This window comes from Halomonas sp. ANAO-440 (genome assembly GCF_019915905.1).
GTDB lineage: Bacteria > Pseudomonadota > Gammaproteobacteria > Pseudomonadales > Halomonadaceae > Halomonas > Halomonas chromatireducens.
Window position 1 is genome coordinate 75,613 of sequence record NZ_JAHXBV010000005.1, and the last position, 15,697, is coordinate 91,309.

General features: G+C 63.9%; 17 protein-coding genes. 9 read left to right on the forward strand and 8 right to left on the reverse strand.

Features of this window, described 5'->3' with window-relative positions; genetic code table 11:
- Window positions 1-131: 131 nt before the first annotated feature.
- A complete protein-coding gene (locus tag KZO25_RS05430; protein ID WP_223136190.1) occupies window positions 132-971 on the forward strand; it encodes a PhzF family phenazine biosynthesis protein in 840 nt (279 codons plus the stop codon).
- A 45-nt stretch (window positions 972-1,016) separates the two neighbouring features.
- Here the strand turns inward: KZO25_RS05430 and KZO25_RS05435 are convergent, their stop codons facing one another.
- Window positions 1,017-2,114 carry a class I SAM-dependent methyltransferase gene (locus tag KZO25_RS05435; RefSeq protein ID WP_223136191.1) on the reverse strand — a complete coding sequence of 366 codons (1,098 nt, stop codon included), beginning with the start codon at window positions 2,112-2,114 and terminating at the stop codon, window positions 1,017-1,019.
- A gap of 104 nt (window positions 2,115-2,218) precedes the next feature.
- On the opposite strand from KZO25_RS05435, the gene KZO25_RS05440 reads away from it, so the two are divergent.
- Window positions 2,219-3,235 (forward strand): GlxA family transcriptional regulator, encoded by a 1,017-nt coding sequence (locus KZO25_RS05440; protein ID WP_223136192.1) that lies wholly within the window; start codon window positions 2,219-2,221, stop codon window positions 3,233-3,235.
- Between the two features lie 239 nt (window positions 3,236-3,474).
- Window positions 3,475-4,377 (forward strand): arylamine N-acetyltransferase family protein, encoded by a 903-nt coding sequence (locus KZO25_RS05445; protein WP_223136193.1) that lies wholly within the window; start codon window positions 3,475-3,477, stop codon window positions 4,375-4,377.
- 133 nt (window positions 4,378-4,510) lie between these two features.
- On the opposite strand, the gene KZO25_RS05450 is transcribed toward KZO25_RS05445, so the two are convergent.
- The gene (locus KZO25_RS05450; RefSeq protein WP_223136194.1) at window positions 4,511-4,969 is read right to left on the reverse strand and encodes a carboxymuconolactone decarboxylase family protein; all 459 of its coding nucleotides are present in this window, start codon (window positions 4,967-4,969) and stop codon (window positions 4,511-4,513) included.
- 81 nt (window positions 4,970-5,050) lie between these two features.
- The gene (locus KZO25_RS05455; RefSeq protein WP_223136385.1) at window positions 5,051-6,334 is read right to left on the reverse strand and encodes an NAD(P)/FAD-dependent oxidoreductase; all 1,284 of its coding nucleotides are present in this window, start codon (window positions 6,332-6,334) and stop codon (window positions 5,051-5,053) included.
- Window positions 6,335-6,449: 115 nt separating this feature from the next.
- Between KZO25_RS05455 and KZO25_RS05460 the strand changes: the two genes are divergently transcribed.
- Window positions 6,450-7,343 carry a helix-turn-helix domain-containing protein gene (locus KZO25_RS05460; RefSeq protein ID WP_223136195.1) on the forward strand — a complete coding sequence of 298 codons (894 nt, stop codon included), beginning with the start codon at window positions 6,450-6,452 and terminating at the stop codon, window positions 7,341-7,343.
- 18 nt (window positions 7,344-7,361) lie between these two features.
- Here KZO25_RS05460 and KZO25_RS05465 read toward each other — a convergent pair whose 3' ends face one another.
- On the reverse strand, window positions 7,362-8,093 hold the full coding sequence (locus tag KZO25_RS05465) for a DUF899 domain-containing protein (RefSeq protein ID WP_223136196.1): 732 nt from the start codon (window positions 8,091-8,093) through the stop codon (window positions 7,362-7,364).
- Window positions 8,094-8,241: 148 nt separating this feature from the next.
- Between KZO25_RS05465 and KZO25_RS05470 the strand changes: the two genes are divergently transcribed.
- Complete coding sequence (locus KZO25_RS05470; RefSeq protein ID WP_223136197.1) at window positions 8,242-9,165, forward strand: bifunctional helix-turn-helix transcriptional regulator/GNAT family N-acetyltransferase; 924 nt, start codon at window positions 8,242-8,244, stop codon at window positions 9,163-9,165.
- Between the two features lie 53 nt (window positions 9,166-9,218).
- Here the strand turns inward: KZO25_RS05470 and KZO25_RS05475 are convergent, their stop codons facing one another.
- The gene (locus KZO25_RS05475; RefSeq protein ID WP_223136198.1) at window positions 9,219-10,244 is read right to left on the reverse strand and encodes a MerR family transcriptional regulator; all 1,026 of its coding nucleotides are present in this window, start codon (window positions 10,242-10,244) and stop codon (window positions 9,219-9,221) included.
- Between the two features lie 126 nt (window positions 10,245-10,370).
- On the opposite strand from KZO25_RS05475, the gene KZO25_RS05480 reads away from it, so the two are divergent.
- The 3 genes from KZO25_RS05480 (at window position 10,371) to arsH (ending at window position 12,757) form a co-directional block, all read left to right on the forward strand.
- A complete protein-coding gene (locus KZO25_RS05480) occupies window positions 10,371-10,784 on the forward strand; it encodes a PadR family transcriptional regulator (RefSeq protein WP_223136199.1) in 414 nt (137 codons plus the stop codon).
- Between the two features lie 66 nt (window positions 10,785-10,850).
- The gene (locus KZO25_RS05485) at window positions 10,851-12,014 is read left to right on the forward strand and encodes an MFS transporter (protein ID WP_223136200.1); all 1,164 of its coding nucleotides are present in this window, start codon (window positions 10,851-10,853) and stop codon (window positions 12,012-12,014) included.
- Window positions 12,011-12,757 carry an arsenical resistance protein ArsH gene (arsH, locus tag KZO25_RS05490; RefSeq protein ID WP_223136201.1) on the forward strand — a complete coding sequence of 249 codons (747 nt, stop codon included), beginning with the start codon at window positions 12,011-12,013 and terminating at the stop codon, window positions 12,755-12,757. The genes KZO25_RS05485 and arsH overlap by 4 nt, the downstream gene beginning before the upstream one ends.
- Before the next feature lie 60 nt (window positions 12,758-12,817).
- Here arsH and KZO25_RS05495 read toward each other — a convergent pair whose 3' ends face one another.
- A complete protein-coding gene (locus KZO25_RS05495) occupies window positions 12,818-13,537 on the reverse strand; it encodes an FMN-dependent NADH-azoreductase (RefSeq protein ID WP_223136202.1) in 720 nt (239 codons plus the stop codon).
- Window positions 13,538-13,675: 138 nt separating this feature from the next.
- On the opposite strand from KZO25_RS05495, the gene KZO25_RS05500 reads away from it, so the two are divergent.
- A complete protein-coding gene (locus KZO25_RS05500; protein ID WP_223136203.1) occupies window positions 13,676-14,596 on the forward strand; it encodes a LysR substrate-binding domain-containing protein in 921 nt (306 codons plus the stop codon).
- Window positions 14,597-14,791: 195 nt separating this feature from the next.
- Here the strand turns inward: KZO25_RS05500 and KZO25_RS05505 are convergent, their stop codons facing one another.
- Together KZO25_RS05505 and KZO25_RS05510 are read right to left on the reverse strand one after the other, a co-directional pair.
- Window positions 14,792-14,968: a hypothetical protein gene (locus KZO25_RS05505; RefSeq protein WP_223136204.1), complete on the reverse strand. Its 177-nt coding sequence runs from the start codon at window positions 14,966-14,968 to the stop codon at window positions 14,792-14,794.
- A gap of 262 nt (window positions 14,969-15,230) precedes the next feature.
- Entirely contained in the window at window positions 15,231-15,668 is a 438-nt protein-coding gene (locus tag KZO25_RS05510; RefSeq protein WP_223136205.1) for a VOC family protein, read from the reverse strand.
- Window positions 15,669-15,697: the final 29 nt, after the last annotated feature.

Genomic DNA, 15,697 nt, shown 5'->3' on the forward strand with positions numbered 1-15,697 from the left:
CAAGTTTAATTGTTTATTCAGCTGTCGTGATCAATCGGCCATTACTACGGTGATAAGTGATGTCAGTCCTGTTCTCTCCCTCTTTTTCAAACCACAATGTCAGGCAACGACATGAACCCAAGGAGCTTCCCATGAGCGGCACTCTCTATCGCCTGGCGGCTTTTACCGATGCCCCCAGCGGCGGCAACCCCGCCGGGGTGTGGCTGGGGGATGCGCTGCCCGAGCCGGCCGAGATGCAGCGTATCGCTGCAGAGGTGGGCTATTCCGAAACCGCTTTCATCGCGCCGGCCGATGGTGAGCGGCGCACGGTTCGCTACTACAGCCCCGAGGCGGAGGTGAGCTTCTGCGGCCATGCCACGGTGGCCGGCGGCGTGCAGATGGGCCGGTTGAGCGGGGCGGGCAGCTACCTGCTCGATACGGTGGTGGGCGAGGTGAGCGTCACTGTCGACCAGGTGGAAGGGGAGTGGCAGGCTTCGCTGGTATCGGTCGCGCCGGAGTATCGCCCCGCCGAGCCTGAATTGGTCGAGTCGGTGTGCGAACTGCTTGGCTGGCAGGCGGACGAACTCGATCTCGAGATTCCGCCGGCACGGGCCTACGCCGGGGCCTGGCACCTGGTGCTGGCATGCAAGACGCAGCAGCGCCTCGAACGGCTCGAGTACGATTTCGAGCGTCTCAAGGCGCTGATGCTGCGTGAAGGGCTGACCACGCTGCAGTTGGTATGGCGCGAGAGTGAAGGGCACTTCCACGCCCGTGACCCGTTCCCGGTGGGCGGTGTGGTGGAAGACCCCGCCACCGGTGCCGCCGCCGCGGCGCTGGGTGGCTACCTGCGCGATGCCGGCCTGCTACAGGCGCCTGCCCAGCTGACGATCCGGCAGGGCGAGGCCATGGGCCGGCCCAGCCGCCTGCAGGTGTATGTCCCGCTTACTGGCGGCATCGTCGTCACCGGCCAGGCGGTGGGGCTGGAGCATTGAGCCGGGGCCGCAGAGCCAAGCAGGGCCTTGTTGTCGGCGAACGGCTCAAGGCCTGAGCACCCAGTAGTCGTTCTGGATATCGTGGGGCAACTGATGCACCTCGATGTTGCCGAAGCCGGCCTTGCCGAAATACTCCCGTGCTTTCTCCCGGCCCCACATCGTTCCCAGCCCTTCGCCGCCCTGGGCGAGGGAGACGCTCATGCAGTGCATGATCGACAGGGTGTAGAGCAACGTGCCCATGGGGTGGTCGCGGTCGCCGTGGTGGTGGCTTGACGAGTGGATGTCCTGGGCCAGGTAGACGCCATCCTCGCGCAGGGTGCGGCGGACACCCTTGAGCAGGTTCAGCGGGTGGGCCTGGTCATGGATGGCATCGAAGGTGGTAACCAGATCGTAGCGCTGCGCCGGAGCCGTGCGGTCGAAGTCGCTCAGGTCGCGCTCCTCGAAGCGCAGGTTGGCCAGGCCCCGGCGAGCGGCACGCTCCGTCGCCCAGCCGATGGCCTCCTTGGAGAGGTCGTAGCCCATAAACCGGCTGTTGGGGAAGCGTTCGGCGAGCTTCATCAGTGCCAGGCCGCGGCCGCAGCCCAGGTCGAGTACGTCGATGCCCTGCGCCAGCCTGTCCGGCAGCTCCGGTGCCAGGGGCAGGATGGCATCCAACAGCACGGGTAGCACGGTCTGGCCGCTGTCCTGGGCCATGACCTCATGGAAACGGGCATAGCGCGAGTACGGCACGCCGCCACCGTGGCGGAAGCAGGCCAGCACGTCGTCTTCCACCTGGCCCATCAGTGGCAGGTACTGGGAGAACACGGCGAGATTGGCCTCGCCGCCGTCGGTCAGCAGCGTGGCGTGTTCGGGGGGAAGGCGATAGGTCATGGCCTGCGGGTTGTGCTCGACCAGGGCGGCGACCGTCGCGCCGCCCAACCACTCGCGCACGTAGCGCTCATCGAGCTTGGCCTTGGCGGCGAGTTCGCTGCTGGTCACTGGCTCGCCGTCGGCCAGGTGGCCAAGCAGGCCGCTGCGGTGGGCCAATGAGATCAGCTGCAGCATGGCGCCCTCGTTGAGGGCTCGAACAAAGCGGTTCTCGAAGTCGGCGGCGCGGGAGGCGTCGAAGGCGTCGTTAACGGAAGGTTTGGCTTGGGCAGTCATGGCGGTTCTCCTCAGGTCTTGTTGTGTGCATTGGAGTGTCCATTCTGGCGCTCCCGGCTGGGCTACACTGAAGTCCCTACGGACAAAAACCGGCGGTTTCCGCCATGTCGATGCAGAAACCCACCATCGCATTGCTGGCAATTCCTGAAGTGGCGGCTTCCACCCTGTACGGGGTTTACGACGTCTTCGCTGCCGCGGGGCGCGACTGGCCCGCCCTGATCGAGGGCAAGGCCGGTGAGCCGCTATTCGTGCCGCAGGTGGTCGCTCGCACCGGCAGTCGTGAATTGACCATCGCCAATGGCGTGCGCATCGTTCCCGACGCCGGGCTGGATTGGGTGCCCGACGTGGTGTGCATCCCCGAGATCATGCTGCCTCCCGAGGCGGTGCTCGAGGGCCGCTATGCCGAGGAGGTCGAGTGGCTCAAGCGCTGCCATGCCGACGGCACCATCCTGGCGACCGCCTGTTCCGGCGCCCTGTTGCTGGCCGAGTCGGGGCTGCTGCGGGGCGAGGATGCCACTACGCACTGGGCCTACTGCGATGTGCTGGGTCGCTATCCGGATGTGCGGGTGCATCCGCATCGAGCCCTGGTGATCGGCGGCACCGGGAGTCGCCTGGTCATGGCGGGGGGCGGCACCTCCTGGAGCGACCTGGCGCTCTATCTCGTCGCGCGCCTGGCGAGTGTCGACGAGGCGATGCATCTCGCCAAGCTGTTCCTGATCGACTGGCATGCGGCCGGCCAGCTTCCCTTCGCCATGCTGGCGCGCACCCGCCAGGCAGAGGATGCCGTCATCGCGCGCTGCCAGACGTGGATCGCCGAACACTACGACGAACCTTCGCCCGTGGCGTCCTTGATCGAGGTTTCAGGGCTTAGCGAGCGCAGCTTCCATCGTCGCTTCCGCAAGGCCACCGGCCTGACGCCCATGGAGTACGTGCATACCCTGCGCCTGGAAGAGGCCAAGCAGATGCTGGAGACCGAGAAGACGCCGGTGGATGCCATCGCCGAGGCGGTGGGCTATGAGGACGGCGCCTTCTTCGGCCGGCTATTCCGGCGTAAGGTCGGCCTGACCCCGGCCCAGTACCGGCGACGCTTCGGTGGGCTGCGCAAGGCCCTGGTGGGTTGAGTTCTCGCGAGCGGGACATGGCATGTGCTGCTTACAGGTAACGGTGCAGCAATGGAGTGATGATCCTCGACGGCTATTGAGCGAGGCATTTACGGCCGCTATGGGGGCGATAGGACGATGCGGTATTGATATCAACTTAACTTGAGGTATTAGGCTCCGGATATTCGGCCGGCCTTGAATGGACTGGCCAGACATCGCCATCAGCGACGTTGTGTCGCGGGCATAAGGAGTCTTGGAACATGACAGCTACTACTCTTCTGCAATCCGATCTTCACGACACGGCCCAGTGGGAGACATCGCCGCTCGACCTCGACGCCTACCTGGCGCGTATCGACTATCGCGGTTCGCTAGCGCCGACGTTGAATACGCTGCGCGATCTTCAGCGGGCGCATCTCGCGGCGGTGCCCTTCGAAAATCTGGAGATCGCCACCGGCGGCGAGATTCGCCTCGACCTGGAGAGCCTGCAGGACAAGCTGGTGCGGCGGCGGCGCGGTGGCTACTGCCACGAACAGAACACCCTGTTCGCCACAGTGCTGGACCGGCTCGGCTTCGTCGTCGAGGGGCGCAGTGCGCGAATACTGATGGGCGATGCTGCGGACAGGGTGACTCCGCTCGGGCACACGATCCTCAACGTGACCGTGGCGGGGCGTCAGTGGCTGGTCGATGTCGGAGTCGGCAACGTTGGGCCGCGTGAGCCGATATCGCTCGAGGAGGGTATCGAGGCACGCCATGGCCGCTGGGAATACCGTTTGGAGCGCTCACCGCTGGGTTACTGGCTGCTGCTTCACCGCCGCCATGATGGCTGGTTCAATCTCTACCAGTTCAGCGACGAGCCTTACTATCGTGCCGACTTTGAAGAGCAAAACTATCTCGTCTCCCGTCATCCGGCCTCGCCGTTCGTGCGGCGCATCGTGGCCCAGCACAACGGGGCAGAGGAGCGCCTGGCGTTGACCGATCTGGAATTGAAGGTATTTCGTCCGGGTGAGGTGCCGGAACTGCATCGGATCGATGCAGACGCGCTGCCCCAGGTACTGCGCGAGCGGTTCGGACTGGTGCTCGCACCGGAGCAGGAGACCGCGTTGCTGCGGCGGGCCAAGTCGCTCGCCGAGATGTCATCTGAAGGCGAGCAACTCGGTACCTGAGGTCGGCCTTGGCTTGGTGTGCCTTTAAGTGTTACGGCGCCGATCGAGGACGTTTACCGACGAGCCGAATGGCGAGCAGGCTGTGAGCCTGGTGTACTGAGCCGATGGCGTCGGGAGATTCGCGACCAAACAGTCATGCGGGTTGGTAGTTGCCGGCATCGGCGGCAAAGCCGATTGCCAGGCGATTCCAGGCATTGATGGTGCAGATGGCGAGGGTGAGGTCGGTCAGGCCCTTCTCGGAGAAGTGCTTGCGGGTAGCCTCGAACAGCGCCTCGTCGATGCCGCGGCCGGCAATGAGGGTATGGGCCTCGGCCCAGGCCAGGGCGATACGCTCGCGTTCGGTGTAGAAGGGGGTTTCGCGCCAGGCGCTCAGGGCATAGAGCCGCTGTTCGGTTTCACCGGCCTTGCGTGCGTCCTTGGTGTGCATGTCGATGCAGTAGGCGCAGCCGTTGATCTGCGAAACCCGGGTATAGACCAGCGCCAGCAGGCCATCGCCGAGTTCGCCATCTTCCGCTGTCTTTTGAACATGGTTCTGCAGGTCGAGCATGGCCTTGAGACCGGCGGGACTGGCGGAGAAATAATTCATGCGCATGGGTGGGGCTCCAGAAATGAATGGAGTCCCCACCCTAGTCCGGCCGCTAGCGGCAGAATTGTAGTTTTTCGACCTGCTGGATCAGTGCAGCTTCATGCGCGGGCGAATGAAGCGGTTGAGCCCGTCCGAGAGCAGGATCAGCGCGGTCTTGGCCGTGCCATGGATGGCGCGCTGGTGCATGCGATAGAGCGAGGCGTAGAAGAACTTGGCCAGCCGCCCCTCGATAAACAGGCTGCGCGCCGAGGCGCCACGCATCAGGCTGCCGATCGCCTCGAAGTGGGCCAGTGAGATGAGCGAGCCGCGGTCGCGGTAGCGGAACGGCTTGAGCGTGCCGTTCTCGAGCCGGGCGACCAGGTTCTTGTAGAGCCGCTGGGCCTGCTGGTGGGCGGCCTGTGCCCGCGGTGGCACCGTGGAGCCGTCCGGCTGCGGGCAGCTGGCACAGTCGCCGAAGACGAAGATATTGGGGTCATCGATGCTCTGCAGCGTCGGTTCCACCTGGATGCGCTGATTACGGTCCAGCGTGAGCCCGAGTTCGAGCAGCATGTCGGGCGCCTTGATGCCCGCGGCCCACACGTTGAGGTCCGTCTCGATGCGCTGCTCGTCGGCGGTAACGATGGCACCCTCCTCGACGGACACCACCCGGGTGCCGGTATGCACCTGCACGCCTAGGCGTTCAAGCTCGGTACGCACGGCCTCGCGAATGCGCTCGGGCAGTGCCGGGAGTACGTCCGGCGCCGCCTCGATCAGGTGGACTTCAAGGTGGCGGCTGTCCATCTCGGTGAAGCCGTAGCTGTGCAGCATGCGTGAGGCATCGTAGAGTTCCGCCGAGAGCTCTACGCCGGTGGCACCGGCGCCGACGATGCCGACGGTGAGCCGTGGGTGCAGGCGACGTTCGGGGTCGCTATAGCGCAGGAAGGTATTGAGCATGTCGTGGCGGAAGGCTTCGGCCTGGGCCGGACTGTCGAGAAAATGGCAGTGCTCGGCGACGCCGGGCGTGCCGAAGTCGTTGCTTACGCTGCCCAGTGCCAGCACCAGCAGGTCGTACTCCAGGGTGCGCGCCGGCAGCACTTCCTCGCCGTGGTCGTCGAGCACTGGCGCCAGGCGCAGCTGGCGGGCATCGCGGTCGAGGCCCTCGAGCGTGCCGCGTTGGAAGCGATAGCCATTGAGCTGGGCATGACTCTGGTAGGAGATCTCGTCGATGCTGGAATCCAGTGCCCCGGTGGCAACCTCGTGCAGCAGCGGTTTCCAGATATGCGTGGAATTGCGGTCGATGAGCGTGATCTCTGCCTTGCCGCGTCGTCCCAGGCGCCGACCGAGGCGGGTGACCAGCTCCAGCCCGCCGGCGCCACCGCCGACGACTACCATTCGCGTTTTGTCCACGTAATACTCCGGTAAAGTGAATGAAGAGGGGAAGAACTAGAATCGTTTTACTCCATTGTCCGCTCCCTGGCCTAGGGGAGAGCTAGATGAGGGGGCTTGCATGAACGGCGTCACTCATCCTGACCCGGCCGCCCTTGGCGGTATTGTAAATTTCCGCCCTGCTCCGCTGGCGTCGTCGTCGGGGCTGTCGCTGAAATATTTCGCGCCCGTTGCGGCGCTGCGTCCCTACGTGCAGTGTTACTGGCAGGCCAGGGGGAGGGGCAGCGAGCCGGCAGGCGTGGAGCTGCTGCATCCAGATGGCGCTGCGGGGCTGCTGTTCAACTTCGGCGGTGCGCTAGAGCGCGATGGCGAGCGGGTGGGAGGTGGCTGCTGGGTCGACGGCCCCAAGCAACGCACGGCGCGGCTGGCGGTGAGGGAAACACTCGACCTGCTTGGCGTGCGATTCCTGCCAGGCATGGTATTTCCCTTCGTCGGCGAAGCGCTTTCAGCCCTGGCCAGCGGGGAGCTGACGCCGGGCGATGCCTTGCGCCGGCTTGAACTCGAAGCACTGCACGAGCAACTGCATGAGACGCCCGACCTGTCGAGTCGCATCGCGCTGCTGGAGGGATACCTGCTTGAGCGCCTACGGCGGCACGAGGCGCCGGAGGTGCCAGCCCTGTTGGCATCGCTTGGTTGGCTTCAGCGCCGTCATGGCCAGGGCAGCATCGCTGAGCTGGTGACCAAACTGCCGTTTGGCCAGCGTCGCCTGGAGCGGCTGTTCCAGCTCCACGTGGGGCTCTCGCCCAAGCGCTACGCCCGGCTGCTGCGCGTCGCCCACAGCCGCGCGTTGATCAAGCGGGGCGGGGTACGCACGCCGCTCACCGATATCGCCCACGAGGCGGGTTATTTCGACCAGGCACACTTCATCCACGACTTCAAGGCCGTCACCGGCCTCACGCCGGGTAGCTATCTTGACCATGTGCAGCGGCGGTATGGCCGTGAACCTCAGCAGTAAGATGGGCGATGTGACAGCTTATCCCGGCGATCCGTACTCGTCGTGGCGTTTCACCCAGTCCATCAGGTTGCGGTGAGGCCCCGTCTCGTTGCGGCCCTTGGGCGTCATGTCGAGCAGCATGTAGGTGCTGTCGACGAGTTCGTCGCCGCGCCCGTATGTCGAGTAAGTGTGGAAGATTTCGCCATCGGTGTTTCGGTAGAACATGCTGAGGCCCGACAGGTCCTCGATCGAGACGTTGGCCGTGGCGTAGTTGTAAGTGACCGTTCCCTGGGCGATCGCTTCGGGGGTGAACGAGACCTGGTAGTCGTAGTTGAAGTCGCTGCCGTGCGAGGAGATCCACGTCACCTGCCAGCCCATGCGTCGCCGGTAAGCCTCGATCTCATCGAGCGGGGCGCGGGAGACCCGAACCAGGCTCACGTCATGATGCTCGAGGTGTACCCGCGTACCTTCGATGTGATCGGCCGTGAAGGAGCAGCCGATACATCCCGCCCCCCAGCCGGGGCCGAACATGAAGTGATGGACGATGAGCTGGCTGCGCCCATTGAACAGCTCGCCGAGGGTCCTGCGGCCTTCGAGCGTATCGAAGGCATACTCCTTCTCGACTTTTACCCACGGCAAGGCGCGGCGCTTGGCGTTCAGGTCGTCGCGCAGGTGGGTTAGCTCCTTTTCTCTTCTCAGTAGCTCCTTGCGGGCGGCGATCCATTCTGCGCGGGAGACGACGGGTCGGGATATTGCATCTTGCGCTGACATGAGGAGTTCTCCTGTTGCTGTCGTTGCACGAGGTAGTCGTCCTGGAGGGGGCGGATTCGACAGGAGGGCAAGTGCGGCGCACGGGCTATTGACATATTTGCCTCAAGCAACTAATTATTTGCTTTAGGCAAGTTTAAGGGCTTTTTCCATGAGAACAGATCAGCTTCTTGAAGCGCGCGCCGGGGTCGTACGAAGCTTCAATCGCTTCTACACGCGGCAGATCGGGGTACTCCATGAGCACCTCCTGGAAAGTCAGTTTTCGCTGACGGAAGTTCGCATCCTGTATGAACTGGCGAACCGGTCATCGCTTACCAGTACCGACCTTTGCCGGGAGTTGGGCCTCAACGCTGGCTATGTGAGCCGAGTGCTGAAGGGCTTCGAAAATAAGGGGCTCATTACCAAGACTCCCTCGCCCTCTGACAGGCGGGCGGCGCAACTGCAACTGACGAATCAGGGCCGAGCGACTTTCAAGCCGCTGGACAAAGCCTCGCAGAGCGAAGTCATTGCCGTGTTGAAGCGGCTGTCGGAGCCTGGACAGCGCCAACTGATCGAGGCGATGAACCAGATCCGGCGGCTGCTCGGCGAAGTCGGCACGAGCTATGTTCTGCGTGATCCGCAGCCGGGTGACATGGGGTGGATCGTCCATCGGCAGGCGGTGCTGTACGCGCAGGAGTACGGATGGAACGCAGAGTACGAAGCGCTGATCGCAGAAATCGTCGCCAAGTACCTGCGCGATTTCGATCCACGTTGGGAGCGGTGCTGGATCGCCGAAAAGGAGGGAAATATCGTTGGGTCGGTGTTCGTCGTTCGGGAAGACGAAGCGACCGCAAAGCTGCGGCTGCTCTATGTCGACCCCTGTGCCCGTGGCCTTGGAATAGGGCGCCGCCTCGTGGATGAATGTCTGAGATTCGTCCGCCAGGTCGGCTACCAAAAAATGGTCTTGTGGACCAACAGCGTTTTGACCGATGCGCGCAAGATTTATGAAAGGGCAGGGTTCGAGCTGGTGGAGGAAACGCCACATCACAGCTTCGGTAAGGACCTCGTGGGCCAGGTCTGGAGGCATGATCTATAGTCAGGTACGAGAACGGTATGCGGCCAGCGCCGAAGACGCCGGCCGCGAGTGGTTCAGGTCGAGGTCAGGTGGGCGATGGCCTGCTCCAGGTACGCCTTCATGCGTTCGTTCATCCAGGTACTGTCCTTCAGTGCCGGTTCCTGCTCGTTGGCCTGGCGGATCTTGCGATGGGTGGCCGGGTCGTCGCCGGCAAAGCGGCGCAGCAGTTTCAGCCATTCTTCGGCCAGCCGTTGAACGGCAGGATCGTCGGGGGCCGAGCCCTGCTCCAACTGCTCTCGCAGGCGGGCCATCAGCGGGGGCCATTCCTTCATGCACAGCGGATAGCGTTTTCGTATGTACTTGAACTCCTCATCCGACAGATAGCGCTGGTAGATGACCAGCTTGCTCTCGGCAAAGGCCTTCAAAACGTACTCGGAGACGCGGGATGAGATGCCCAACTGTTCCTGCACGCTGGGCTCGTTGGCATGCATCACATTCAGCTTGTCGAGCAGTGTCGGGTCACCAGCGGTATCCCGCTCCAGCTTGGCCATCCAGCACGTCGCCAAGTCCCGCGCTTCGGTGGCGGCGGGGGAGACGCCAAGCTGAAGCAGGGTCTCGGCCTCCCGTATCAGAGCGTTCCACTCTGCTTGGCAGTCGGTGTTGGCGTGGTAGAGGGGCAGGCGATCTAGTTCGTCACGCGAGAAATATCGGTCGTACATCGTCATCAACTCCAGTGTATCCAACCATTCGGCCAGGTCCGGCTCTTCGGCATCGGCGAACTGGCGATGCAGCCGCTGGAGACGGTCTCGCAGCCGGATCTGCTGCGCGATCCGTTCTTCCAGCATGCCGATCTGTCGCTCGACGATGTCCGCCAGAGGCGGTTCCGGCCGATCCAGTAGGTCTCCGATGTCGGTCAGCGACATGCCCAGGGAGCGCAGCGCCTGAATGCGATGCAGGCGCGCGATGTCCCGGCGGCTGTACAGCCGATAGCCGGCTTCGGAGCGCGTGGACGGCACGAGCAGACCGATGTCGTCGTAGTGGTGGAGGGTTCTTACGGTCAGGCCGCTGCGTTTGGCCAGTTCACCGATCCGCAACAACATCGAAGGTCTCCTCTCGTCCAGGCAAGATACAGACTGGAGGCTCACGTTGCGTGAGGGTCAAGAGGAGAGTATAGAGTGGTTGCTGATGCTCTTGACACCTCGATCATCGAGGTATAAATTTCAGCCATGACCCAGGCAAAGACCGAACCGGCCACCGGCCGCAGGATTCCCGACTACAGCGAGCCTTCGTACTGGCGCGGCACGATCAAGATGTCGCTGTCGAAGTTCTTCGTGCTCAGCGTGCTACACCGTAAGCCGATGCACGGCTACGAGGTTGTCCAGGCGGTGGAGAAGAGCACCAAGGGCTGCTGCAGTCCATCGGAGGGCACGGTCTACCCGATGCTCAACGAGTTCGAGGCGGGCGGCTACCTGAGTTCGTCCGCCGAGGTGGTGCAGGGGCGCTCGCGCAAGGTCTATGCGCTGACGGAAAAGGGGCGACAAGCCTTCCAGGTGGCGGTGGACGCCTGGCTGGAAGCCACGGATTGCATCCTCGAGAGCCGCCGCATGGCCGGTGGGGCGATGTCTGGTCGAGGGGATTAGGGGTGAGGGAAGAATGAGCGCAGAGCGTTTTTTCAGGCCTCAATACCTCGTTGATCGAGGTATAAGGTGAACAGCCGCACCCGGGTGGTCGTCGCCTTGGGTGTTTCCCAGACCCTGGCCTGGGGCTCGACCTACTACCTGCCGGCGATCCTCGCCGTGCCCATGGCGCGGGATCTCGGCCTGACGACCGGCACGGTATTCGCGGCGTTCTCCTCGGCGCTGGTGGTCTCGGCGGTACTGGGCCCGGCGGTGGGGCGGCGCATCGACCGTTTCGGTGGGCGCGACGTGCTGACGGTTTCCAGCCTGGTGTTCGCCCTGGGCCTGGTGCTGCTGGGGCTGGCTAGCGGACCCATGATGCTGTGGGTGGGATGGCTGATCATCGGCGTCGGTATGGGCATGGGACTGTACGAGTCGGCTTTCTCGACCCTGGCGGGGCTCTACGGCCGCGAGGCGCGCGGCCCGATTACCGGGATTACCCTGCTGGCGGGCTTTGCCAGCACGGTGTGCTGGCCGATCACCGGCTGGCTCAACGCCGAATTCGGCTGGCAGAACGCCTGCTTTACCTGGGCGGCGGTGCACCTGCTGCTGGGCCTGCCGCTCAATCGCCTGCTGGTTCCCTTCGGCATCCAGCCGCCCGCTCCCCAAACCGAGGCGGCAACGGTAAAGGGAGAGGCGACCTGGCTGCCCATGGCGCTGCTGGCCTTCGTCTTCGCCGTGACCTGGTTCGTCAGTACCGGCATGGCGGCGCACCTGCCATGGTTGCTGCAGATCGCAGGCCTGTCGCCAGCCGTTGCCATCGCCGCCGCGGCGCTGGTGGGGCCGGCCCAGGTCGCGGCCCGGCTGCTCGAGTTCTCGCTGCTGCAGCGTTTCCATCCGCTGCTTTCGGCCAAGCTGGCCGTGGTCGCACACCCCATCGGTGCGCTTGGTTTGATGACGCTGGGAGCGCCGCTCGCCACGCTGTTCGTGCTGCTGCACGGCGCCGGCAACGGCATTCTTACCATCGCCAAGGGCACGCTGCCGCTGGCGATCTTCGGTCCTCACGGCTATGGCCTGCGCCAGGGCGTGTTGATGGTGCCGGCACGCTTCGGCCAGGCGCTGGCACCGCTGGCCTTCGCCCTACTGATCGAGCGCTTCGGGGCCCAGGCACTGCTGTTCTCATCCGCCCTGGGGCTCGCAGCCCTGGTGGCGCTGTTCGTTCTGCAAACCCACGCCATGAAGGAGGCGACATGAGGCTTCGCACACTGTCTGACCCCGACTACCTGCCGGCGCTCGATGAGCGTTTCGCCCGTCAGCGACCCGGCCAGGGCCTGCCCGATCCGCTCGGCCATCCGCCGCGTATTCTGCTGCTCTACGGCTCGCTGCGTGAACACTCTTACTCGCGCCTGGCAGTAGAGGAGGCGGCACGGCTGCTGCGCCACTTCGGCGCCGAGACGCGTATCTTTGACCCTTCCGATCTGCCGCTGCCGGACCAGGTGGCTGGCGACGATCACCCTGCCGTGCGCGAACTTCGCGAGCTGGCCATCTGGTCGGAGGGGCAGGTGTGGTGCAGCCCCGAGCGCCACGGGCAGATCACCGGGGTAATGAAAACCCAGATCGACCACCTGCCGCTGAGCATGGGGGCGGTACGCCCCACCCAGGGGCGTACCCTGGCGGTCATGCAGGTCAGCGGCGGCTCGCAGTCGTTCAACGCGGTGAATACCCTGCGCCTGCTGGGGCGCTGGATGCGCATGTTCACCATCCCCAACCAGTCCAGCGTGCCCAAGGCGTATCAGGAGTTCGACGAGGCCGGCCGTATGCGGCCCTCGCCGCTCTATGACCGCATCGCCGATGTGATGGAGGAGCTGGTGCGTTTCACCCTGCTGATGCGACCCCATAGTGAGACGCTGGTGGATCGCTACTCGGAGCGACGCGAAGCGGCCGGCGCCAAGGCCGACCCGATGACGGACAAGGCGGCAGTGGGTCAGGCCTCATAGCGAATGGCAAAAGGCGGGGCGCCAAGCGCCCCGATGTTCAGCCACCTCGAAGGGCAGTCGTCAGGCCGGCTGCGATAGGCGTGGCACAGCCATTTCGCTGTGCAAGCGCTCCACCAACCGCTCGATACGCGCCAGGGCGCTCTCGGTCGAGGCCGCCAGCGCGTCTCCACCGTCTTCCTGGTGTTCTATGGCGATGTCGTGGAAGCCGCTGATGCCGATGAACTGCAGGGCGGTGCGTACGCTCGGCTCCAGGTGGTTGAGCGCGGCAAGGGGGCGCCCCGGGTCGAAGTCGAAACCGCCGCGGGAAGAGAGCAGCACCGCGTGGCGTGAACGGTCGGCCAGCAACGGCACGTAGCCCTCCAGAGGCAGGTGGGGGTGGGCGCCGTACTGTGAATCGAAGTCGACGGTGCGATTTATGCGGATGATGTTGTCGATCCAGGCCTTGAACGCGGCCGGTGGCCCGAAGTTGTACATGGGCACGCCGAGCACCAGGATATCGGCCCGTACGACTTCATCGACCAGCGTATTGCTCTCGGCAAGCACTGCCCGCATTGGCTCGGTTTGCTGCTCGATGGGCGTGAAGGCCGCTTCGATCCACTCCACGCTGGTCAACTGGGGTGGGGTAGCGCCGATATCGCGATAGACGATCTTGGCGTCTGGCTCAAGGGCACGCCAGCTCGAAACGAAATGGTGGGTCAGCCGGCGGGTATGTGAACCGTGATCATGGCTACCGGCGCGACCGGGACGTGGACTGGCATCAAGGTGAAGTAAGCGCGTCATGGGTGGCTCCTCTATCTAATAGCATTTCCCAGGTGAGTTTCTTTCAGCCGTCCCTTGACGGCTAATGCCATCAGGCCAGAAGCTTTATGGGTCGACAAACGACGATTCTTTTTCGATAACGGAAAATAAAATTCAGCCATGACGCCGCGCCGACTACCCTCACTCTCCGCCCTGCGCGCCTTCGAGGCCGCGGCGCGCCACCTCAGTGCCAAGCGGGCGGCCGAGGAACTTTCGGTGACGCCGACGGCGATCAGTCATCAGATTCGTCAGCTCGAGGAGAGCTTGGGTATCGCCCTGTTCGTGCGCAGGCCACGGCAGCTGATACTGACGGCCCAGGGACAGACGCTGCTGGCGGTGCTGAGCGACTCCTTCGATGCCATCGCCGAGACGGTGACCAAGCTGCGACGGCCTCCCTCGCGCCATGGCGTGAAGCTCTCGACTACGCCGGCCGTGGCTGCGCGCTGGCTGTTGCCCTGGGTGTGTCTGCTGCGCGACGCCCACCCGCAGATCGACCTGAGCATCCAGGTCTCCCACGAGGCGGTTGCTCTGGATGGCATCGTCGCCGACATGGCGATTCGCTATGGCGTGGGCCCCTGGCCTGGGCTGGTCGCGGAGAAGTTGTTCGACAATGTCTTCGTACCCGTCTGCAGCCCCTCGCTGGGGCTTCGTGAACCCGCCGAGCTGGTGCGCCATACGCTGCTCCACTTCTCGTCGCCCGCACCGTTGGACTGGGCGGCCTGGCAGCGCCAGGTACAGGTGCCAGGGCTCGACGTCAGCGCCGGGCTGATGTTCTCCGACGAGACCCACGGCATTGCCGCTGCCCTGGATGGCCAGGGCGTGGCGCTGATGAGCCGGTACCTGATTGAGGAAGAGCTGAGCCAGGGCCGTTTGGTTCAGCCCTTCGGCCCGGAGGTAGAAGCCGCACCTTTCCAGCTCGTCTACCCGCCCGAGCGACTCGAGGAGGCGGCCATCGCTGCCGTGCGCGACTGGATCATGGGGTTATTGGACTCTCCGTCGAGAGAGAGTGCCTGCCGCTCGTTGGTCGAGCGCCATTCATAAGCAAGTGCTTGCTGACGCTCGCGTATATCTCGTCGCGCTGTGGTGTGGGCAATGAAGAGAGAGCTCTTGCGCATTTGTGGCTCCTGAATCGGTCGAGAGATGAAGGCCGGAGTGGCCGTCACTGTCATGACGATTCAGGAGGGCGCTGTGTGACATGGGCGGTTTCTATTGTCTCCGTTTCTGACAGGTGGAGGATCAACGTGTCGTTTCCTCTCGCTCCGGATGAAGCGGCAGCAGGCGGCCACGCTCGCGATATAGGCCGATGTCGCGCAGCATTCGGGAGTCACACTCTTTCAATGCGATATGGTTTCGATGGCTGGCAGCATCACGGCGGCCTCGCTTCAGCCATGACGCGAGTCTGTACAGAATCATGCTCCTTCCCTCCAAAAGCGCTGTCTTTCTGCCACTTTCCCGTTCCAGGTGAGAGGTCACACTCCGTTTATTGCCGTCAAAGGCGCTTGCTGCTTTCGCTGCGGTGAAACACGTTGTGATGTGCTGCGGACAGTTAATGGGCACTTTGAGGAAGTCAGGGCAGCCGAGTGGCCGTGCACCGGGAGGGGCACCACTCGGCGGCCAGGGTCCGTGTCTTCATCGGCCTGCTCGCCGAGCGGTTCAGGAGGGAAGCGGTACTGCGCTAGGCGGCGGCCTGCTCCTCCTTGTCGTAGTTGATAATCCAGGCGACGCCGAATCGGTCCACCAGCATGCCGAAGTGATGCGCCCAGAAGGTCTCTTCGAGCGGCATCTGCACAGTGCCGTTGTCGGCCAGGGCATTGAAGAGCCGTTCGGCGTCGTGTACCGAGTCGACACCAACCGAAATGCTCGCGCCCTTGATGCCTTCATAGGGCGCCGGGCAGAAGGGGGCATTGTCCGAGGCCATCAACAGCTGGTCACCGATGCGCAGTCGGGCATGCATGACCAGGTTGCTGGCTTCCTCGGGAATTTCCATACCCTCGCTGGCGGGCATCTCCGCGTAGGTGGATACGGCCTCGAGCTTTCCGTCGAAGCAGCGCTGGTAGAACTCGAAGGCCTCACGGCAGTTGCCGTCGAAGATCAGGTAGGTGGAAAGCTGCATTGTGGGTCTCCAAGGGATTGTTGTAGGTC